Origin of the sequence: Pseudomonas salmasensis (assembly GCF_014268375.2) — a bacterium.
GTDB classification, from domain to species: Bacteria; Pseudomonadota; Gammaproteobacteria; order Pseudomonadales; family Pseudomonadaceae; genus Aquipseudomonas; species Aquipseudomonas salmasensis.
In genome coordinates this window covers 5,507,276-5,527,473 of record NZ_CP077083.1, presented here as the reverse complement: position 1 = coordinate 5,527,473, position 20,198 = coordinate 5,507,276, and the positions used below count along the sequence as shown (strand labels likewise).

18 protein-coding genes are annotated in these 20,198 nt (G+C 61.0%); 14 read left to right on the top strand and 4 right to left on the bottom strand.

Annotation, left to right across the window (positions count from 1 at the left end; genetic code table 11):
- Positions 1 to 86 precede the first annotated feature (86 nt).
- Positions 87 to 938: a glycine betaine ABC transporter substrate-binding protein gene (locus HU731_RS24910; protein WP_186608064.1), complete on the bottom strand. Its 852-nt coding sequence runs from the start codon at positions 936 to 938 to the stop codon at positions 87 to 89.
- A 332-nt stretch (positions 939 to 1,270) separates the two neighbouring features.
- Here HU731_RS24910 and HU731_RS24905 point away from each other — a divergent pair, with 332 nt between their 5' ends.
- The gene (locus tag HU731_RS24905; protein WP_186608065.1) at positions 1,271 to 2,824 is read left to right on the top strand and encodes a glycoside hydrolase family 17 protein; all 1,554 of its coding nucleotides are present in this window, start codon (positions 1,271 to 1,273) and stop codon (positions 2,822 to 2,824) included.
- Between the two features lie 105 nt (positions 2,825 to 2,929).
- On the opposite strand, the gene HU731_RS24900 is transcribed toward HU731_RS24905, so the two are convergent.
- A complete protein-coding gene (locus HU731_RS24900) occupies positions 2,930 to 3,301 on the bottom strand; it encodes a hypothetical protein (protein WP_138763474.1) in 372 nt (123 codons plus the stop codon).
- A gap of 233 nt (positions 3,302 to 3,534) precedes the next feature.
- Between HU731_RS24900 and HU731_RS24895 the strand changes: the two genes are divergently transcribed.
- Both HU731_RS24895 and HU731_RS24890 read left to right on the top strand, forming a co-directional pair.
- Positions 3,535 to 4,833, top strand: a complete 1,299-nt coding sequence (locus HU731_RS24895) for a lipid asymmetry maintenance lipase MlaY (protein WP_003189995.1) — start codon at positions 3,535 to 3,537, stop codon at positions 4,831 to 4,833.
- A complete protein-coding gene (locus tag HU731_RS24890) occupies positions 4,826 to 5,614 on the top strand; it encodes an MlaA family lipoprotein (protein ID WP_186608066.1) in 789 nt (262 codons plus the stop codon). The genes HU731_RS24895 and HU731_RS24890 overlap by 8 nt, the downstream gene beginning before the upstream one ends.
- A 56-nt stretch (positions 5,615 to 5,670) precedes the next feature.
- Here the strand turns inward: HU731_RS24890 and HU731_RS24885 are convergent, their stop codons facing one another.
- Positions 5,671 to 6,585, bottom strand: a complete 915-nt coding sequence (locus tag HU731_RS24885; protein ID WP_186608067.1) for a DUF808 domain-containing protein — start codon at positions 6,583 to 6,585, stop codon at positions 5,671 to 5,673.
- Between the two features lie 134 nt (positions 6,586 to 6,719).
- Between HU731_RS24885 and HU731_RS24880 the strand changes: the two genes are divergently transcribed.
- The gene (locus HU731_RS24880) at positions 6,720 to 7,325 is read left to right on the top strand and encodes a TetR/AcrR family transcriptional regulator (protein WP_032881048.1); all 606 of its coding nucleotides are present in this window, start codon (positions 6,720 to 6,722) and stop codon (positions 7,323 to 7,325) included.
- A gap of 203 nt (positions 7,326 to 7,528) precedes the next feature.
- Positions 7,529 to 7,987 (top strand): REP-associated tyrosine transposase, encoded by a 459-nt coding sequence (locus HU731_RS24875; protein WP_186608068.1) that lies wholly within the window; start codon positions 7,529 to 7,531, stop codon positions 7,985 to 7,987.
- A 131-nt stretch (positions 7,988 to 8,118) separates the two neighbouring features.
- Here the strand turns inward: HU731_RS24875 and HU731_RS24870 are convergent, their stop codons facing one another.
- Positions 8,119 to 8,559 (bottom strand): GlcG/HbpS family heme-binding protein, encoded by a 441-nt coding sequence (locus HU731_RS24870; RefSeq protein WP_073521695.1) that lies wholly within the window; start codon positions 8,557 to 8,559, stop codon positions 8,119 to 8,121.
- Positions 8,560 to 8,815: 256 nt separating this feature from the next.
- On the opposite strand from HU731_RS24870, the gene gcl reads away from it, so the two are divergent.
- The 9 genes from gcl (at position 8,816) to HU731_RS24825 (ending at position 20,085) form a co-directional block, all read left to right on the top strand.
- Complete coding sequence (gcl, locus tag HU731_RS24865) at positions 8,816 to 10,591, top strand: glyoxylate carboligase (protein ID WP_186608069.1); 1,776 nt, start codon at positions 8,816 to 8,818, stop codon at positions 10,589 to 10,591.
- A 10-nt stretch (positions 10,592 to 10,601) separates the two neighbouring features.
- Positions 10,602 to 11,384, top strand: coding sequence for a hydroxypyruvate isomerase (gene hyi, locus HU731_RS24860; protein WP_014717718.1), 783 nt, complete (start codon positions 10,602 to 10,604; stop codon positions 11,382 to 11,384).
- Positions 11,385 to 11,446: 62 nt separating this feature from the next.
- The gene (locus tag HU731_RS24855) at positions 11,447 to 12,337 is read left to right on the top strand and encodes a 2-hydroxy-3-oxopropionate reductase (RefSeq protein ID WP_032892651.1); all 891 of its coding nucleotides are present in this window, start codon (positions 11,447 to 11,449) and stop codon (positions 12,335 to 12,337) included.
- A gap of 150 nt (positions 12,338 to 12,487) precedes the next feature.
- Entirely contained in the window at positions 12,488 to 13,768 is a 1,281-nt protein-coding gene (locus tag HU731_RS24850; protein ID WP_186608070.1) for a glycerate kinase type-2 family protein, read from the top strand.
- Positions 13,758 to 15,173: a pyruvate kinase gene (pyk, locus tag HU731_RS24845; protein WP_186608071.1), complete on the top strand. Its 1,416-nt coding sequence runs from the start codon at positions 13,758 to 13,760 to the stop codon at positions 15,171 to 15,173. The genes HU731_RS24850 and pyk overlap by 11 nt, the downstream gene beginning before the upstream one ends.
- A gap of 91 nt (positions 15,174 to 15,264) precedes the next feature.
- Positions 15,265 to 16,140, top strand: coding sequence for an urea transporter (locus HU731_RS24840; protein ID WP_186608072.1), 876 nt, complete (start codon positions 15,265 to 15,267; stop codon positions 16,138 to 16,140).
- A 31-nt stretch (positions 16,141 to 16,171) separates the two neighbouring features.
- Positions 16,172 to 16,996, top strand: a complete 825-nt coding sequence (locus tag HU731_RS24835; protein ID WP_003189978.1) for an ion transporter — start codon at positions 16,172 to 16,174, stop codon at positions 16,994 to 16,996.
- A gap of 94 nt (positions 16,997 to 17,090) precedes the next feature.
- A complete protein-coding gene (locus HU731_RS24830) occupies positions 17,091 to 18,092 on the top strand; it encodes a sulfate ABC transporter substrate-binding protein (protein WP_186608073.1) in 1,002 nt (333 codons plus the stop codon).
- 787 nt (positions 18,093 to 18,879) lie between these two features.
- Positions 18,880 to 20,085 carry an MFS transporter gene (locus HU731_RS24825; protein WP_186608074.1) on the top strand — a complete coding sequence of 402 codons (1,206 nt, stop codon included), beginning with the start codon at positions 18,880 to 18,882 and terminating at the stop codon, positions 20,083 to 20,085.
- Positions 20,086 to 20,198 lie beyond the last annotated feature (113 nt).

Genomic DNA, 20,198 nt, shown 5'->3' with positions numbered 1-20,198 from the left:
ACGTCAACGGTAACGCGTTCATCTTGGATGATCGCGGTGCCGGTGCGTTCTTCGCGAGCAAGCTCGCTCCTACAGTTGGGGCGCGGTTATTTAGCCGTCCATTCGGCGACGCGCTCGGGGTGCTTGGCTACCCAGTCCTTGGCCGCGGCATCCGGCTTGGCGCCTTCTTGAATCGCCAGCATGACTTCACCGATTTCATCCTTGGAGGCCCACTGGAATTTCTTCAGGAAGGCTGCGACTTCCGGCGCTTTCTTCTCCAGGCCCTTGCTGCCGATGCTGTTGACGGTTTCAGCAGCACCATAAATCCCTTTTGGGTCGTCCAGGAAACGCAGTTTCCACTTGGCGAACATCCAGTGCGGCACCCAACCGGTGACCGCAATCGACTCCTGCTTGTCTTCGGCGCGGGTCAGTTCTGCGATCATCGCCGCACCCGAGCTGGCTTGCAGCTTGTAGTCCAGGCCATATTGCTTGATGGCTTCGTCGGTCTTGAGCATTACGCCTGAACCGGCGTCGATGCCGACGATCTTGTTCTTGAAGGTGGTATCGGCCTTGAGGTCTTCAATGGACTTGGCCTTGACGTACTCCGGCACGATCAGGCCGATCTTGGCGTCTTTGAAGTTGGGGCCGTAGTCGACCACCTTGTCCTTGTTCTTGGTCCAGTATTCACCGTGGGTCACCGGTAGCCAGGCGGAGAGCATGGCATCGAGTTTGCCGGTGGCGACACCCTGCCACATGATGCCGGTGGCAACCGCTTGCAGTTTTACGTCGTAGCCGAGCTTTTGCTTGATCACCTCTGCCGCCACATGAGTGGTGGCCACGCTGTCGGACCAGCCGTCCACGTAGCCGATGCTCAGGGTCTTGCTGTCGGCACTGGCCAGTGTGGAGCCCATCGCAACTACCAGAGTGGCAGCTGCGCCCAAGAGTCGTCGCATCTTCATAGTACTTCCCCGAAAGTGCTGCGCCCGACGGATGCCGAGCGACGTCAAACTGTTGTTATAGGGTGCACCGCGCCCCCTTCACGCGCATCGATCCGGTTGCTGAGGCATCAGTGGAGTACTGACAGTTTTATCTTCAACCTGCGTAGGCATTTGCCCTGCTCTGTCAGCGACCTTGGTTGAGCAAGAAACGACATCACATCGCCAGTAGGACGCTTTGTAGGCGTTATCGCCAGAATCCCGCCCGAAGTTTGCATGTCAAAATTATGCAGCCGCACTGGGCTGCGGCAAATCCGGGTAAGATGCGCGCCTTTGCTCCCCCAGATAAGCCGACCATGCCCGCGACTGCCCGCTTCCCTGCCCTGCCCTATTTCTTCGCCTTGATCCTCGGCGTGCTTGCCCTTGTCGGCTATTGGTACGGCCTCGGCCGGCCCGTGGTATTACCGGACGTCGCCAGTGCCAGCCATAAGCTGCAATGTGCGTCCTACACGCCGTTCGACAAGGACCAATCCCCGTTCGACCAGCCGTTCAGGTTACGCCCCGAGCGCATGGACGCCGACCTGGCGCTGCTGGCTACGCGTTTTGAATGCATTCGCACCTATTCCATGACCGGCCTGGAAGCCCTGCCGGACATGGCGCGCAAGCATGGGTTGAAGGTGATGGCCGGGGCCTGGGTCAGCAGTGACCCCGTGGCGACTCAAAAAGAAATCAACGAGTTGATCGCGGCGGCCAACGCCAGCCCGGACGTGGTGACCTCGGTGATCGTCGGCAACGAAGCCCTGCTGCGCAAGGAAGTCACTGCCAAGCAACTGGTGGCGCTGATCCATCAGGTTAAAAGCCAGATCAAGCAGCCCGTCACCTATGCCGATGTCTGGGAATTCTGGCTGCAACACCCGGAAATCGAGCCAGCGGTGGACTTCCTGACCATTCACCTGCTGCCGTATTGGGAAGATGAACCCTCCGGCATCGACCAGGCGCTCAAGCACGTGGGCGATGTGCGCCAGACTTTCGGCCATAAATTCGCGCCCAAGGACATCGTGATCGGTGAAACCGGCTGGCCCAGCGAAGGCCGCCAGCGCGAGACCGCCGTGCCCAGCCGGGTCAATGAGGCCAGGTTCATGCGTGGTTTCGTGGCCATGGCCGAAGCCAATGGCTGGCGCTACAACCTGATCGAAGCCTTTGACCAGCCATGGAAGCGCGCCAGTGAAGGGGCTGTGGGCGGTTACTGGGGGCTGTTCGATGCAGACCGCCAAGACAAAGGTATCCTCGCCGGGCCGGTAACCAATGTGCCGTACTGGCCGCTGTGGCTGGGCGTCGGCGGGCTCACCCTGCTTGGCACCCTGGTGCTCGGCGGCCGCGTTCGCAGCACCCGCTCTGCGTTAATACTGCCGTTGCTCGGTGCCGTGGCAGCGAGCTCCATCGGCAGTTGGGCCGAATTGACCCGCGTTACCGCTCGCTTCAGCGATGAATGGGTGTGGGCAGGGGTGCTGGTGGTGTTGAATCTGCTGGTGCTGGCCCATGCCGCATTGGCCCTCAGCGCCCGCGAAGGCTGGCGTGAGCGCGGGTTCAACTGGCTGGAGCAGCGCGCCGGCTGGCTGGTGGCAATCGCCGGGTTTGCCGGTGCGGTGATGATGCTGGCGCTGGTGTTTGACCCGCGTTATCGCAGCTTCCCGAGCGCGGCGCTGGTGCTGCCGGCCCTGGTGTACCTGGTACGCCCGGTGACCGGGCCGCGCCGAGAGATTGCGTTGCTGGCCTTTATCATCGGCGCCGGCATTGCGCCGCAGTTGTACCGTGAAGGGCTGTTGAACCAGCAGGCCTGGGGTTGGGCAGTGGTCAGCGTGCTGATGGTTGCGGCTTTGTGGCGTTGCTTGCGGGTGCGCAAGGTTTAACACAATCGCCTGTAGGAGCGAGCTTGCTCGCGAAAAACACCAAGATAACGCGGGGCATCAGGTACCCCGCGTCATCGTTAACGACCCTCGCGAGCAAGCTCGCTCCTACAAGGCGCCGCGAGGCTTCCTGACCAACCGCAACCCCGCAACCACCACCGCAAACACCGCAAACGTCGTGTTGTACAACGCCAACGCCGGCAACCCGAACACCAACCCCACGACTGCCAACGCCCACCCCGCACGCCCCGGAACAAAAAAGCCCAGTACCGAGGTGATCAGCGCCGCCCACCCCAGCAGCTTGAAATGAATCATCAAACCCAAATTCGAACGCACCTGGCATTCCCAGCGGCTGGCCTCATCCGCGCAGATGCCGACCCATTGCCCATCCTCCATGAAGCCATAGCGTGCGGCATAACTGGCGGCCAGCCATAACGGCAGGGCAATAAGCAGCAGGATCAACGGCAAACGACGGGACATGGGGCACTCCGATAGGCAAAAACGGCGCTCAGCTTAATCCCACGGCGGCCGTTAGCAAGGTGTTCGCGCAGATATCTGTTCAACAATGCGTGGCAAAGTGTATCGTCTGGCTACTATTACCCCGATTCCGACGTTTTTTTCCGACTTTCGTGCCGAGTGCTGGCACTTCGGTGACAAGGCGGTGGTCATAGCCTGCGAACTTCATTCAGCCCGTTCCTCTTAGGGATTAAGTCATGCTCCGTTCCTTGCGCTGTGCTGCCTTGCTGGGCAGCCTATTTTTGAGTGCGTCAGCACTGGCCGTCGATATCGACCAAGCCAGCTATGGCTACCCTTTGACCAACCCGTTCGAAGCGACCATCGCCACCACGCCTCCCGATCTGCGGCCAACCCTGCCGACGGATGACGAGATCAACCAGTCCGACTACACCCTGACGATGCGCCCCGAGCGCGAGTTCAGCCTGCCGGACAATTTCTGGGCAGTGAAGAAACTCACCTACCGCATTGCCAAGCAGGACCGCGCCGCGCCTTTGATCTTCCTGATCGCCGGCACCGGTGCACGCTTTGACAGCAGCATCAATGAATACCTGAAAAAACTGTATTACCAGGCCGGCTACCATGTGGTGCAGCTGTCCTCGCCGACCAGCTTCGACTTCATCAGCGCCGCTTCGCGCTTCGCCACCCCGGGCATCACCCAGGAAGACGCCGAAGACATGTACCGCGTGATGCAAGCCGTACGCGCGCAGAACGCCTCGTTGCCCGTGACCGACTTCTACCTCACCGGCTACAGCCTGGGCGCCCTGGATGCGGCGTTTGTCAGCAAGCTGGACGAGACCCGCCGCAGCTTCAACTTCAAGAAAGTGCTGCTGCTCAACCCGCCGGTCAACCTCTACACCTCGATCACCAACCTCGACAAGCTGGTACAGACCGAGGTCAAGGGCATCAACAACAGCACCACTTTCTATGAGTTGGTGCTGAGCAAACTGACACGTTACTTCCAGCAAAAAGGCTACATCGACCTCAACGATGCCCTGCTCTATGACTTCCAGCAGTCCAAACAGCACCTGAGCAACGAACAGATGGCCATGCTGATCGGCACCTCGTTCCGCTTCTCGGCTGCCGACATCGCCTTCACTTCGGACTTGATCAACCGCCGCGGCCTGATTATTCCGCCCAAGTACCCGATCACCGAGGGCACCAGCCTCACGCCGTTCCTCAAGCGTGCCCTACAGTGTGACTTCGACTGCTACCTCACCGAGCAAGTGATCCCGATGTGGCGCGCGCGTTCCGATGGCGGCAGCCTGCTGCAACTGATCGACCAGGTCAGCCTGTACGCCCTCAAGGACTATCTGCGCGACAGCCCGAAAATCGCCGTGATGCATAACGCCGACGATGTGATCCTCGGCCCTGGCGACCTGGGCTTCCTGCGTAAAACCTTCGGCGATCGCTTGACCGTCTACCCGCTGGGCGGCCATTGCGGCAACCTCAATTACCGCGTCAACGCCGACGCCATGCTGGAGTTCTTCCGTGGCTAAATATCTTCTGCTGCTCGCCGCACTGATGTGCGCAGGCGTGGCCAATGCCGACAACAGCAAGGCCCAAGAACCCGTCAAGGTCGATGCCGACGGCTTCAAGGAGCCGCTGACCAAGCTCAAGTTCAACCCAGGCTTGGACCAGCGTGAGTTCGAACGCTCCACGCTCACCGCGCTCAACGTCTACGACCCACTGGAGTCATGGAACCGCCGCGTGTACCACTTCAACTATCGCTTCGACCAGTGGGTGTTCCTGCCGGTGGTGAACGGTTACCGCTACGTCACGCCGAGCTTCCTGCGCACCGGCGTGAGCAACTTCTTCAACAACCTGGGCGATGTGCCTAACCTGATGAACAGCTTGTTGCAGCTCAAGGGCCACCGCTCGCTGGAAACCACCGGGCGCCTGCTGGTCAACACCACCATTGGCATCGCCGGCCTGTGGGACCCGGCCACCGCCATGGGCCTGCCGCGCCAGAGCGAAGACTTCGGCCAGACCCTGGGCTTCTACGGTGTACCGGGTGGTGCCTATGTGATGCTGCCGATCTTAGGTCCGTCGAACCTGCGCGACACTGGCGGCCTGCTGGTGGACTACAGCGCCGAATCGCAGATCAACTTCCTCAACGTGTCCGAAGTCAGTTCCAACCATCCGGAAGTCTGGGCCCTGCGCGCCGTCGACAAGCGCTACCAGACCAGCTTCCGCTACGGCCAGATGAACTCGCCGTTCGAGTATGAGAAGGTGCGGTATATCTACACCGAGTCGCGCAAGTTGCAGATCGCCGAGTAAACCGCAGCGACAAAAAAAGGCCATTCGATTGAATGGCCTTTTTTATGCCTGCTGTTTTACCCCCGCAGCGCTTTCCAGCCCTTGCCTACCACGCTGACCACTGCGAGGACGACGGCGCCGGCAATGATGCCCGCCACCGCATTGAGCAGCGTAGGCATCAGCCACGCGAATGCGCCGGTGCTCTGGCTCACGGTTTCGATCCAGTGATGCACCACGGGCACGCCATGGGTGAGGATGCCGCCACCGACCATGAACATCGCCGCCGTGCCGATCACTGACAGGCTCTTCATCATGTAGGGTGCCGCGCTCAGGATCGCGCCGCCAATACTGCGCGCCACCTGGCCCGGTTTCTGCGTCAGCCACAGCCCCAGATCGTCGAGCTTGACGATACCTGCCACCAATCCATATACGCCGATGGTCATGACAATGGCGATACCCGACAGCACGATCACCTGCTGCGTGAGCTGCGCGTCGGCGACGATGCCGAGGGTGATGGCGATGATCTCGGCGGAGAGAATGAAGTCGGTGCGGATCGCGCCCTTGATCTTGTCTTTCTCGAACGCCACCAGGTCGGTTGCCGGGTCGGCCACCGCTTCAGCCAACTGCGCGTGTTCGGCCTGGTCTTCAGCCTTGCTGTGCAGGAACTTGTGAGCGAGTTTTTCGAAACCCTCGAAACACAGGTAGGCGCCGCCGAGCATCAACAGCGGTATCACCGCCCACGGAGCGAAGGCGCTGATCAACAGGGCCGTCGGCACCAGGATCAGCTTGTTGATAAACGAGCCCTTGGCCACCGCCCACACCACGGGAATTTCCCGCTCGGCGCGCACACCTGAGACCTGCTGGGCGTTCAGTGCAAGGTCATCGCCCAGCACGCCCGATGTCTTCTTGGCGGCCATTTTTGTCATCAGCGCGACGTCATCGAGTACCGCGGCGATATCGTCGATCAACACCAATAAGCTGCTTCCTGCCATGAACCGGACTTCCGTTAGAGAGAGATGGCGCGAGCATAGCGCGGCGCAAGGCCTTGTGGGCAGATTGTTGAGGCCTGCGGATGGCCGGTGCTACCATGCGCAACCGCCTGTCATGGCAAGGAAACGTCTGGTTTATGAGCAGCATTCGCGAGCGCAACAAAGAAAAAATCCTGCGGGCGGCGAGCGAGGAGTTTGCCGACAAGGGCTTCGCCGCGACCAAAACCAGCGACATCGCCGCCAAGGCCGGGCTGCCCAAGCCCAACGTCTACTACTACTTCAAGTCCAAGGACAACCTCTACCGCGAGGTGCTCGAAAGCATTATCGAGCCGATCCTGGCCGCCTCCACGCCGTTCAACCCCGAAGGCGAGCCCAAGGAAGTATTGAGCAATTACATCCGCTCCAAAATCCGCATCTCCCGCGACCTGCCGTTCGCCTCCAAGGTGTTCGCCAGCGAAATCATGCACGGCGCCCCACACCTGAGCGCCGAGCAGGTTGAACAGCTCAATGCCCAGGCCAAGCACAATATCGACTGCATCCAGAACTGGGTTGACCGTGGCCTGATCGCAGCGATTGACCCCAACCACCTGATGTTCAGCATCTGGGCAGCCACCCAGACCTATGCCGATTTCGACTGGCAGATCTCGGCAGTGACCGGCAAGGCCAAGCTGGATGAGGCCGATTATGAGGCGGCGGCGCAGACGATTATTCGGTTGGTGCTCAAGGGGTGTGAGCCGGATTGATAGACCGCGCAGAGGCTATCGCAGGCAAGCCAGCTCCCACACGGATTTGCGCGGGACACAAAATGTAAAATGGTCACAATCCCCTGTGGGAGCGGGCTTGCCCGCGATAGCGCCCATCCAGACACATCCTGCTAAAAGCCTGCCGATCAGCCTTCGCCCCTCAGTCTAGCCTCTCAGAACCCCATCTGAAGAGAGGCCAAGGAATGCCTGATTTACCTGCTTCGAAACGCCTGCGCATCGGTCGCTATAACGAATCCAACCGCATTTACCTGCTCACCACCAACACCCTTGAACGTGAGCCCATCTTCAGCGACTTCAGACTCGGCCGTCTGGTCGTACAACAATTCAGGATCGCTCAATATAAAGGGCTCGCAACATCATTGGCCTGGGTAGTAATGCCTGATCATTTCCATTGGCTTGTCTCTTTGGAGAAAGGCTCGCTTGCCGACTTGATGCGCCAAGTTAAATCCAAGAGCACCCGCGTGGTGAATGCGGTGGCTGGCCGCCAAGGTCGCCTCTGGCAGCCGGGCTTTCATGATCATGCCGTGCGTCGAGAGGAAAGCCTTGAGGGGATTGCACGCTACATCGTAGCTAATCCACTCAGGGCCGGGCTGGTAAAGAAGTTTGGCGACTATCCGCTGTGGGATGCTATTTGGGTTTGACTGTAGACCGAGTCGACTGCATCGCAGGCAAGCCAGCTCCCACACTGATTGGATTCACACAGTTGGATTTGTGAACACCGCCAATGTGGGAGCTGGCTTGCCTGCGATAGCTTACTCACAGTCAGAACGATTCAAGCCGACACCCCCGCATCCGCCATCAACCCCACCCCCTCTATCGCCGTGATCGCACACTGTTCGTCAATATCGGACGTGTCCCCGCTGATCCCGATCGCGCCCAGCACCACGCCGCTCTGATCCCGAATCAGCACCCCACCCGGTGCTGGCACGACGCTGCCCTGCCCCAGGCTGTTCAACGCGGCGATAAACGCCGGGCGCTGTTGGGCGTCCAGTGCCAGCAAACGTGAGCCCTTGCCCAGGGCGATGGCGCCCCAGGCCTTGCCGATGGCGATTTGCGGGCGTAGCAGGCTGGCACCGTCTTCGCGTTGCAGGGTGACCAGGTGGCCGCCGCTGTCGAGCACGGCGATGGTCAGGGGCGCAGCCGAAATAGTGCGGCCTGCGGTAAGGGCCTGGGTGGCCAGTTGGGTGGCGAGTTTCAAGGTTAAAGCGCTCATAGGTGCCGTCCTTATCTTGTTATGGGTAAAGCGGTGAGGTCTGTTTGATCAGATGCTCGATCACACAAATAGAACACAATGATATTTGTTTTTGTATACAATATTTTCCAACAAAGGCTCCATACGTCGAAAAAAGCGCTTCCGACGAACGCCAAGGTCAGTTTACGAAAGGCATTGACCAACGCAGCTCGGCGTGAATACACTTTGTACAGACACCACTTGTATACAATTACAAAACGCAAGAGGCACCAAAACCATGAGCAAAATGAGAGCAATCGAAGCCGCCGTCCTGGTGATGCGCCGTGAAGGTGTGGATACCGCCTTCGGTATCCCAGGCGCCGCGATCAACCCGCTGTATTCGGCCTTGCAGAAGGTGGGTGCCATCGATCACGTCCTTGCTCGCCACGTTGAAGGCGCCTCGCACATGGCCGAGGGCTACACCCGCACCAAGGCCGGCAATATCGGCGTGTGCATCGGCACGTCGGGCCCGGCGGGTACCGACATGGTCACCGGCCTGTACAGCGCCTCGGCCGACTCGATCCCGATCCTGTGCATCACCGGCCAAGCCCCTCGCGCCCGGATGCACAAGGAAGACTTCCAGGCCGTGGACATCACCAGCATCGTCAAGCCAGTCACCAAGTGGGCAACCACGGTGCTGGAACCCGGCCAAGTGCCTTACGCGTTCCAGAAAGCCTTCTATGAAATGCGCTCTGGCCGCCCCGGCCCGGTATTGATCGATCTGCCCTTCGACGTACAGATGGCCGAGATCGAATTCGACATCGACGCCTACCAGCCACTGCCCCTGGCCAAGCCGCTGGCGACCCGCGTGCAGGTAGAAAAAGCCCTGGCCCTGCTCGATGCAGCCGAACGCCCATTGCTGGTGAGCGGTGGCGGCGTGATCAACGCCGACGCCAGCGAGCTGCTGGTGGAGTTCGCTGAGTTGACTGGCATCCCGGTGATCCCGACCCTGATGGGCTGGGGCACGATTCCGGACGATCACCCGCTGATGGTGGGCATGGTCGGTCTGCAAACCTCGCACCGCTACGGCAACGCGACGATGCTCAAGTCGGACGTGGTGCTGGGCATCGGCAACCGCTGGGCCAACCGTCACACCGGTTCGGTCGAGGTGTACACCGAAGGCCGTAAATTCATTCACGTCGACATCGAGCCAACCCAGATCGGCCGCGTATTCACGCCGGACCTGGGCATCGTTTCCGACGCTGGCTCCGCGCTGACGATGTTCATAGAAGTGGCCCGGGAGTGGAAAGCCGCCGGCAAGCTCAAGGACCGCAGTGCCTGGTTGCATGACTGCCAACAGCGCAAGGCCACCCTGCACCGCAAGACTCACTTCGACAACGTGCCGGTCAAGCCGCAACGCGTGTACGAAGAGATGAACCAGGTGTTCGGCAAAGACACCTGCTACGTCAGCACCATCGGTTTGTCGCAGATTGCCGGCGCGCAATTCTTGCACGTCTACAAGCCTCGTCACTGGATCAACTGCGGCCAGGCCGGCCCATTGGGCTGGACCATTCCAGCGGCGCTGGGCGTGGTCAAGGCCGACCCGAGCCGCAAAGTGGTGGCGTTGTCGGGCGACTATGACTTCCAGTTCATGATCGAAGAACTGGCGGTGGGCGCGCAGTTCAAGCTGCCGTACATCCATGTGGTGGTGAACAACTCTTATCTGGGCTTGATCCGCCAGGCCCAGCGTGGGTTCGAGATGGACTACTGCGTGCAACTGTCCTTCGACAACCTCAACGCCCCGGAACTCAACGGCTACGGCGTCGACCATGTGGCGGTTGCCGAAGGCCTGGGCTGCAAGGCTCTGCGGGTGTTCGAGCCGGGCCAGATCCAACCGGCCTTGCGCCGAGCCCAAGAGATGATCGAAGAATTCAAGGTGCCGGTGATCGTTGAGATTATTCTGGAACGGGTGACCAATATTTCCATGGGCACCGAGATCAACGCCGTCAATGAATTCGAAGATCTGGCCCTGGTCGGCAACGATGCGCCGACTGCCATTTCCCTGCTCGATTAAGGAGAACCCTATGCCGCGCTTTGCTGCCAACCTGTCCATGCTGTTTACCGAACAGGATTTCCTTGCCCGCTTCAAAGCGGCTGCCGATGCCGGTTTCCAGGGCGTGGAGTACCTGTTCCCGTATGAATTCAGCTCCGCCGACATCAAGGCGCAGCTGGACGCCAACGGCCTGACCCAGGTGTTGTTCAACCTGCCAGCCGGTGACTGGGCCAAGGGCGAGCGCGGCCTGGCATGCCACCCGGACCGGGTCGAGGAGTTCCGTGCCGGGGTCAAGCTGGCCATCGCCTATGCCCAGGTATTGGGCAATACCCAGGTCAACTGCCTGGCGGGTATCCGGCCACAAGGTGTCGATGACGAGACCGTAGAAAAAACCTTCGTCGCCAACCTCAAGTACGCCGCCGAGAAGCTGCAGGCGGCGGGTATCAAGCTGGTGATGGAGATGATCAACACCCGCGACATTCCCGGCTTCTACCTCAACAACACGGCGCAGGCCCTGTCGATTCGCGAACAAGTGGGCAGCGCCAACCTGTTCCTGCAATACGACATCTACCACATGCAAATCATGGAAGGTGACCTGGCGCGGACCATGGCCGCGCACCTGGGCGAGATCAACCACATTCAGCTGGCGGACAACCCAGGGCGCAACGAGCCAGGCACCGGTGAGATCAACTATCGCTTCCTGTTCGAGCACCTGGACCGCATTGGTTACGCGGGGTGGGTTGGCTGTGAGTACAAGCCGTTGACCACTACCGAGGCGGGTTTGGGCTGGCTCAAGACCCATAACGCCATCTGACAACTGACACCACACAAAACAATGTGGGAGCTGGCTTGCCACATTAAAAGAGGATTTTGATCATGGCTAAAATCGGATTTATCGGCACCGGCATCATGGGCCAACCCATGGCCGCCAACCTGCAGAAAGCAGGTCATCAACTGTTTCTCTCCGAACATCACGGCAAGGCACCGGCTGAACTGATCAGCGCCGGCGCCGTGGCCCTGGCCAACCCGCAACAAGTGGCCCAGGAAGCCGAGTTCATCATCGTCATGGTGCCCGACACCCCACAAGTCGATGATGTGCTGTTCCGCGCCGACGGCGTGGCTGCGGGCCTGTCACCGAACAAGGTGGTGATCGACATGAGTTCGATCTCCCCGACTGCCACCAAGGCGTTCGCCGCCAAGGTCAACCAGGCCGGCGCGCAGTACCTGGATGCCCCGGTGTCCGGTGGTGAAGTCGGCGCCAAGGCCGGCACCTTGAGCATCATGGTCGGCGGCGAACCGCAGACTTTTGAACGTGCGCTACCGCTGTTCCAGAGCATGGGCAAGAACATCACCCTGGTGGGCGGTAATGGCGATGGCCAGACCGCCAAGGTCGCCAACCAGATCATCGTCGCCCTGAACATCCAGGCGGTGGCCGAAGCGTTGTTGTTCGCCGCCAAAAACGGCGCCGACCCGGCCAAAGTGCGTGAAGCGCTGATGGGTGGCTTTGCATCGTCCAAGATTTTGGAAGTGCACGGCGAGCGCATGATCAAGGGCACCTTCGACCCAGGTTTTCGCATCAACCTGCACCAGAAGGACCTAAACCTGGCCCTGGCCGGCGCCAAGGAACTGGGGATCAACCTCCCGAACACCGCCGGCACCCAGCAAGTGTTCAGCACCTGCACCGCGATTGGCGGCGGCAATTGGGACCACTCGGCGCTGATCAAGGGCCTGGAGCATATGGCGAACTTCTCGATTCGCGATAAGTAACGAAAATACGCAATACCCCCCGGTAGGAGCGAGCTTGCTCGCGAAAAACCTGAGAGCACCACTGGCTCCCTGGTTACCCGCGTTATCGTTGACGAATTTCGCGAGCAAGCTCGCTCCTACAAATAATAAGAATCCCCCGGGAGCCCGCTTATGTCGGTCGATCCGCAACACCTGCTTCGCGAGCTGTTTGCCACAGCCATCGACGCCGCCCACCCCCGGCAAGTCCTTGAACCCTACCTGCCTGCCGACCGCAGTGGCCGGGTGATCGTGATTGGCGCCGGCAAAGCCGCGGCCGCCATGGCGCTGGTTGTCGAAGACTGTTGGCAGGGCGAAGTTACGGGCCTGGTAGTCACCCGTTACGGCCACGGCGCGCCGTGCAAAAAAATCGAAGTGGTCGAAGCCGCCCACCCGGTTCCGGATGCGGCCGGCCTGGCCGTGGCCCAGCGTGTGCTGGAACTGATCAGCCATCTGGGTGAAGACGACCGCGTGATCTTCCTGCTCTCCGGCGGTGGTTCGGCACTACTCGCCCTGCCCGCCGAAGGCATCACCCTGGCCGACAAGCAAGCCATCAACAAAGCCCTGCTTAAATCCGGCGCCACCATTGGCGAGATGAATTGCGTGCGCAAGCACCTCTCGGCCATCAAGGGCGGGCGCTTGGCCAAGGCCGCGTGGCCGGCCACGGTGTACACCTACGCGATCTCCGATGTACCGGGCGACCAGGCCACGGTGATTGCCTCGGGCCCGACGGTCGGCGACCCGAGCACCTCGCAACAGGCCCTGGCGATCCTCAAGCGTTACCACATCGACGCCCCTGCTTCGGTGCGCAGTTGGTTGCAGAACCCGGCCTCGGAAACCGTCAAGCCCGGCGACCCGGTGCTTGCCCGCAGCCACTTCCAATTGATCGCCCGCCCGCAGCAATCGCTTGAAGCAGTGGCAGTCAAAGTGCGCCAGGCCGGTTTCAGCCCGCTGATCCTGGGTGATCTGGAAGGCGAAGCCCGCGATGTGGCCAAGGTACACGCCGGCATCGCCCGGCAAATCGTGCAGCACGGCCAGCCACTGGCGGCGCCGTGCGTGATTCTTTCGGGCGGCGAAACCACCGTCACCGTACGCGGCGACGGCCGTGGCGGGCGCAATGCGGAATTCCTCCTGAGCCTCACCGACAGCCTCAAGGGCCTGCCCGGCGTGTACGCCCTGGCCGGCGATACCGATGGCATCGACGGCTCAGAAGACAACGCCGGCGCGATCATGACCCCCTGCAGCTACCGCCGTGCCGAAGCCCTGGGCCTGTCGGCCAGCGATGAGCTGGACAACAACAACGGCTACGGCTATTTCGCCGCCCTGGGCGACTTGATCATCACCGAGCCGACGCGCACCAACGTCAACGACTTTCGCGCCATCCTGATCCTTGAGACTGCCAACCATGACGCCTGACAAGAAGGTCAAAATCCTCGCCACCCTGGGCCCGGCCACCGACGGTATCGACGACATCCTTGAGCTGGTGGAGGCCGGGGTGAATATCTTCCGCCTCAACTTCAGCCACGGCGACCACGCCGACCATGCCCAGCGCTACCAGTGGATTCGCCAGGTCGAGCGCCAGCTCAACTACCCGCTCGGCATCCTCATGGACCTGCAAGGGCCGAAGCTGCGGGTGGGACGCTTTGCCGAAGGCAAGGTGCAGCTCGTACGCGGCCAGGCCCTGCGCCTGGACCTGGATGAAACCCTGGGCGACCAACGCCGGGTCAACCTGCCCCACCCGGAAATCATCGCAGCCCTGGAGCCGGGCATGGACCTGCTGCTCGACGACGGCAAGCTGCGCCTGCGCGTGATCACCAAGCATGCCGATGCCATCGACACCACCGTGCTCAATGGCGGCGAACTGTCTGACCGCAAAGGTGTGAACGTCCCACAAGCGCTGTTGGAACTGAGCCCACTCACCGCCAAGGACCGCCGCGACCTGAGCTTTGGCCTGGAGCTGGGTGTGGACTGGGTGGCGCTGTCGTTTGTGCAACGCCCGGAAGACATCCGCGAAGCCCGCGAGCTGATCGGCGATAAAGCGTTTTTGATGGCCAAGATCGAAAAGCCTTCGGCGGTGCAACGGCTGCGCGAAATCGCCGAATTGAGCGACGCGATCATGGTGGCCCGAGGTGATTTGGGCGTGGAAGTGCCGGCCGAGAGCGTGCCGCAGATTCAGAAAGACATTATCAGCACCTGCCGCCAACTGGGTAAGCCGGTGGTGGTGGCCACGCAGATGCTCGAATCCATGCGCTTCTCGCCGGCACCTACCCGCGCCGAAGTCACCGATGTGGCCAATGCAGTGGCTGAAGGTGCGGACGCGGTGATGCTGTCGGCGGAAACCGCTTCGGGCGAGTACCCACTGGAAGCGGTGCAGATGATGAGCAAGATCATCCGCCAGGTGGAAAACGGCCCGGACTACCAGGCCCAGTTGGACGTCAGCCGGCCCAACGCGGATGCCACGGTGTCGGACGCCATCAGTTGTGCGATCCGCCGTATCAGCAGCATCCTGCCGGTGGCGGTGCTGGTGAATTACAGCGAGTCCGGCAGCTCCAGCTTGCGCGCGGCGCGGGAACGGCCGGTGGCGCCGATTCTCAACCTCACACCCAACCTGTCCACGGCGCGACGCCTGAGCGTGGCGTGGGGCGTGCACTCGGTGGTCAATGATCGGCTGCGCCAAGTGGATGAGGTGTGTTCCACCGCGCTGGAAATTGCCCAGGCCCAGGGCATGGCGCAGCGTGGCGATACCTTGGTGATTACCGCGGGGGTGCCGTTTGGGCAGCCGGGGTCGACCAATTCGCTGCGTATCGAAACCCTACTGTAGGAGCGAGCTTGCTCGCGAAGAACGTCAACGATGACGCGGGTACCCTGAATGCACGCGGCGCCCTCAGGTTTTTCGCGAGCAGGGAGCTGACATGCACAACCCAACCTGCCCCGACTGGGCCGAAGCCCTGCTCAACGGCTTCAGCCAAATCTTCCTGCAGCGCCATCCGCTGTGCGGCCTGCTGTGCCTGCTGGCGATCCTGATCGGCGCCCCGGCCTTGCTCGGCGGGGCCTTGCTGGGTGGCGTCGCGGGGTTGCTCACGGCCCAGCGCCGGGGGTATCCCAAGGCCGAACGCCAGGCCGGGCTGTATAGCTACAACGGCGTGTTGCTGGGCCTGTTGATCAGCCAGCACTTTGCCTGGTCGGCGCTGGTGCCACCGCTGATCCTGGCGTGCGGCGGCTTGAGTACGATCCTCACTCGGCACTGGTTGAAACACGCAACCGGGCCCCAGGATTTGCCCGCCTACACCGCGCCCTTTGTTGGCCTGGGCTGGTTGTTGCTCGGCCAGGCCCCACAGAACACCCTTGCGCTGATCGAGCCCGACACTGTCGCTGTAGTGGCCGCGCCCTTCACCGGCCTTGGGCAAATTATGCTACTGGACCAGCCCCTGGCGGGCGTACTGATAGCCCTGGGCTTGCTGCTGGCCAGCCGTCGCGCCGCCGCGTGGGCCTTGGTCGGCGCCGCGCTCGGCATGCTGGCCGGCTGGTGGCTGAACGACCCCACTGGCGCCCTGCTCGGCCTGCACAGCTATAACCCCGCGCTGGCCGCCCTGGCCCTGTGCTCGTCGCGTCGCCAGCCCTGGTTACCGCTGCTGGGCATTGGCCTGGCCATCTTGCTCACCCCGGGCTTTGCCGGCCTGCACCTGCCCGCGCTGACCGCGCCGTTTATCCTCGCCTGCTGGCTGGTGCGCGCCGGTCAGCGAATGCTGCACAAGCCTCACATGGACAGCCCGTTCGAATCGCCCTAGGCTTGCTCGATATTCGTTTCGGGCAGGGTTTATGGACAGCAACAACGACTGGCGCCAGCGCCTCTACATCATGGTGTTCCAAAGCGACACCGTCGCCGGGCGGCGCTTTGACGGCATCCTGCTGCTGATCATCCTCGCCAGCCTGGTGATCGTGATGCTCGACAGCATCGACACAATTCACCAGAACTACGCCGACGTGCTGGCCTATATCGAATGGGGCTTCACGCTGATTTTTGCTATCGAGTACGGCCTGCGCCTGTATTGCTCGCCCAAGCCGCTGCGCTATGCCTTCAGCTTTTATGGCTTGGTGGACCTGCTGGCCATCGTCCCCGGCATCCTCGCACTGTACTACAGCGACGCCCAGTATCTGCTGATCATCCGCATCATCCGAATGCTGCGCATCTTCCGCGTGCTCAAGCTCAGCCCGTACCTCAAGCAGGCCAACTACCTGATGGCCGCGCTGCGCGGCAGCAAACAGAAGATCGTGGTGTTCCTGGTCAGCGTGTGCACCCTGGTGACGGTGTTCGGCACCTTGATGTACGTGATCGAAGGCCCGGAACATGGCTTCACCAGTATTCCCAAGGGCATCTACTGGGCCATCGTCACCCTGACCACCGTGGGCTTCGGCGATATCGTGCCCAAAACGCCCCTGGGCCAGGTGATTTCATCGCTGGTGATGATCACCGGTTACTCGATCATCGCCGTGCCGACGGGTATTTTCACCGCCGAGCTGGCCAGCGCCATGCGCGGTGAACAGCTGCACACCGAATGCCCAGCGTGCAAGAAAGACAGCCATGAACCCAACGCCGCGTTTTGCGCGCGCTGTGGCAGCAATCTGTTTCGCAAACTGGAATAAGCAAAGTTCGTTTTAATCTTTAAAGGTCTATGCGGGCCCGGCTATAGTCGCTGGCAAATTGCCTCCCCTCTTCTCGAACAACAAGGAATGAGCAGTGAAAAAAATCCTCAGCGCCTCCCTACTGGCCGCCGGCCTGGCCCTGGCGGGCTCCGCCCAGGCCGCGACCACCCTGCTCAACGTCTCCTACGACGTGATGCGCGACTTCTACAAGGACTACAACGCCGCCTTCCAGAAGCACTGGGCAGCCGAACACCCGGACGACAAGCTGACGTTGCAGATGTCCTTCGGCGGCTCCAGCAAACAGGCACGCTCAGTGATCGACGGCCTGCCCGCCGACGTGATCACCATGAACATGGCCACCGACATCAATGCCCTGGTCGACAACGGCAAACTGGTGCCGGACAACTGGGTAACGCGCTTGCCGAACAACAGCGCGCCGTTCACCTCCGCCACGGTGTTTATCGTGCGCAAAGGCAACCCCAAAGCCTTGAAAGACTGGCCCGACCTGCTCAAGGACGGCGTGCAGGTGATCGTGCCCAACCCGAAAACCTCGGGTAACGGCCGCTACACCTACCTGTCGGCCTGGGGTTACGTGTTGAAGAACGGCGGCGATGAAGAAAAAGCCAAGACCTTCGTTGGCAAGTTGTTCAAGCAAGCGCCAGTGCTGGACACCGGTGGCCGCGCCGCCACTACCACCTTCATGACCAACCAGATTGGCGACGTGCTGGTGACCTTTGAAAACGAAGCCGAAATGATCGCCCGTGAATTTGGCCGTGATCAGTTCGAAGTGGTCTACCCAAGCGTCTCCGCCGAAGCCGAACCGCCGGTGTCGGTGGTGGATAAAGTGGTCGAGAAAAAAGGCACCCGTGCCGTGGCCGAGGACTACCTCAAGTACCTGTGGTCGCCCGAAGGCCAGGAAATTGCGGCCAACAACTACCTGCGCCCACGGGACCCGAAGGTGCTGGCCAAGTACACCGACCGGTTCCCCAAGGTAGATTTCCTGTCGGTGGAGAAAACCTTTGGTGACTGGCGCACGGTGCAAAAGACCCACTTCAATGATGGCGGCGTGTTTGACCAGATCTACTCTGGCCAATAACCCACCTGACTGAATCAACTCGGTCAAACTGTGGGAGCTGGCTTGCCTGCGATGACGGCGAGTCAGCTTGCACATGAGCGGCTGATACACCGCCATCGCAGCATAGGTATCTACACAACTGTGTAGGTTGTAGCAGCCAACGGTAACCACGATGCGAAGCGAGCCGCTCTTGATCTTGATCTGCTTTTGATCTCAGGCGCCCCGTTAAACCACGCTGGCCGAACGCAGGCTTGAATTCGTGGGTAACCCGGCAGGACGCCGGGTTAGCCGCCCCGCGCCATGGATGGCGCGTGGCGGCGGCCCACGGATTCAAGACTGTGTTCGGGCACACCGAGCCCAAGCGAGGTGCCGAGTGGTGGGGCAAGAGCGTTTTGCTTACTTTTGCGCTGTTCAAAAGTGAGCCGCCGTCAGGGCGGAACCCTAAGTGGCCGTTACCGCAGCAATGGATATGTACCCAATCCAACTGTGTCGCCTGTCAGGCCGCCTTCGCGAGCAAGCCCGCTCCCACAGTTGGATTGCGGAGCGTCAGGTAGATAGGCGTCGACTGGCAGGCCGTCTTCGCAGGCAAGCCAGTTCCCACATTTGGATCGCGGGGCATCATCGCACTAAAATTGTGTAGATACCTATGGCCATCCCAAGCAAGCCAGCGCCCACTTTTTTGCGCGAAGCAGATGTATCTGAATGTATCATCAGCCGACATAAGTGATATCACCACAAGCAACCTACTCACTTGCAAGCCTTGTCTTTACTCTCCCACCCCATCGTCCTTCGCCTTTATGAGTACACCATGAACGCAACCTCACACGCTGCAGGCACCATGACCCGGGGCATGGTCATGCTGTTCGCGTTTTGCTGCGGCGCCATCGTCGCCAACATCTACTATGCGCAACCGATCATCGAGCTGATTGCCCCGGACATTGGCCTGACGCCAGCAATGGCCAGCCTGATCGTGTCCCTCACGCAAATCGGCTATGCCCTCGGCCTGTTCTTCCTGGTGCCCCTGGGCGACCTGCTGGAAAACCGCAAGCTGATGATTGCCACCACCGTCGTGGCGATCGCCAGCCTGTTGGGCGCAGCGTTTATCGAACAGCCAAACCTGTTCTTGCTGGTATCGCTGCTGATCGGCTTCAGTTCCGTCTCGGTGCAGATCCTGATTCCGCTGGCCGCACACCTGGCGCCGGCCGAGTCTCGTGGCCGGGTGGTCGGCAGTATCATGGGCGGCCTGCTGCTGGGCATCCTGCTGGCACGGCCGGTGTCGAGCGTGGTGGCCGATCACTTCGGCTGGCGTGCGATGTTCATGGCGGCCGCCGCGCTGATGGCGTTTATCAGCGTGGTGCTGATGCTGACCATCCCCAAGCGCCAACCCGATCACAGTGCCAGCTACGGCCAGTTGCTGCATTCGCTGGGCACTCTGCTGCGTGAGCAACCGCTGTTGCGCCAGCGGGCGTTCTACCAGGGTTGCATGTTCGCCGCCTTCAGCCTGTTCTGGACCGCCGCACCATTGGAACTGGCGCGTAACCACGGCCTGAGCCAAAGCGAAATCGCACTGTTTGCCCTGGTCGGTGCCCTCGGCGCCATCGCCGCGCCCATGGCCGGTCGCCTGGCCGATGCAGGCCATACCCACCGCGCCTCGTTGCTGGCGCTGCTGTTTGGTGCACTGAGTTTCCTGCCGGCGTTGGTGCACCCGCTGTACAGCGTGATAGGCCTGGCAGTCACCGGGGTGGTCCTGGACTTTTGCGTGCAGATGAACATGGTCCTCGGCCAGCGCGCCATCTACGCACTCGATGCCAACAGCCGCAGCCGCCTGAACGCGCTGTACATGACCAGCATCTTCATTGGCGGTGCATTCGGCTCGGCGATTGCCAGCAGCGTGTATGAACACGGCGGCTGGTTGGCTGTAATGCTGGTGGGCAGTGCATTTGCGCTGGTCGCCTTGTTGCGCTTCCTGAGTGCGGCACGTAAAGCCGCGCTGGTCACCGCACAAGCGTCCTGACGGGTCATTGGGCCCCACAAAATTTTTCACAACGCACAAAGGGGCGGGACTTGATCAACCATTGATTAAGTCTCGCCCCGCCTTGCTTCAAGCAATGGCGACCGTCAAAGGTG

Coding starts and splice junctions, on each gene's coding strand:
- gcl (WP_186608069.1), top strand. CDS start 8,816: ATGAGCAAAATGAGAGCAATCGAAGCCGCCGTCCTGGTGATGCGCCGT.
- HU731_RS24880 (WP_032881048.1), top strand. CDS start 6,720: ATGAGCAGCATTCGCGAGCGCAACAAAGAAAAAATCCTGCGGGCGGCG.
- HU731_RS24850 (WP_186608070.1), top strand. CDS start 12,488: ATGTCGGTCGATCCGCAACACCTGCTTCGCGAGCTGTTTGCCACAGCC.
- HU731_RS24885 (WP_186608067.1), bottom strand. CDS start 6,585: ATGGCAGGAAGCAGCTTATTGGTGTTGATCGACGATATCGCCGCGGTA.
- HU731_RS24910 (WP_186608064.1), bottom strand. CDS start 938: ATGAAGATGCGACGACTCTTGGGCGCAGCTGCCACTCTGGTAGTTGCG.
- HU731_RS24855 (WP_032892651.1), top strand. CDS start 11,447: ATGGCTAAAATCGGATTTATCGGCACCGGCATCATGGGCCAACCCATG.
- HU731_RS24840 (WP_186608072.1), top strand. CDS start 15,265: ATGCACAACCCAACCTGCCCCGACTGGGCCGAAGCCCTGCTCAACGGC.
- HU731_RS24870 (WP_073521695.1), bottom strand. CDS start 8,559: ATGAGCGCTTTAACCTTGAAACTCGCCACCCAACTGGCCACCCAGGCC.
- HU731_RS24835 (WP_003189978.1), top strand. CDS start 16,172: ATGGACAGCAACAACGACTGGCGCCAGCGCCTCTACATCATGGTGTTC.
- HU731_RS24825 (WP_186608074.1), top strand. CDS start 18,880: ATGAACGCAACCTCACACGCTGCAGGCACCATGACCCGGGGCATGGTC.
- HU731_RS24900 (WP_138763474.1), bottom strand. CDS start 3,301: ATGTCCCGTCGTTTGCCGTTGATCCTGCTGCTTATTGCCCTGCCGTTA.
- HU731_RS24895 (WP_003189995.1), top strand. CDS start 3,535: ATGCTCCGTTCCTTGCGCTGTGCTGCCTTGCTGGGCAGCCTATTTTTG.
- HU731_RS24875 (WP_186608068.1), top strand. CDS start 7,529: ATGCCTGATTTACCTGCTTCGAAACGCCTGCGCATCGGTCGCTATAAC.
- HU731_RS24905 (WP_186608065.1), top strand. CDS start 1,271: ATGCCCGCGACTGCCCGCTTCCCTGCCCTGCCCTATTTCTTCGCCTTG.
- pyk (WP_186608071.1), top strand. CDS start 13,758: ATGACGCCTGACAAGAAGGTCAAAATCCTCGCCACCCTGGGCCCGGCC.
- hyi (WP_014717718.1), top strand. CDS start 10,602: ATGCCGCGCTTTGCTGCCAACCTGTCCATGCTGTTTACCGAACAGGAT.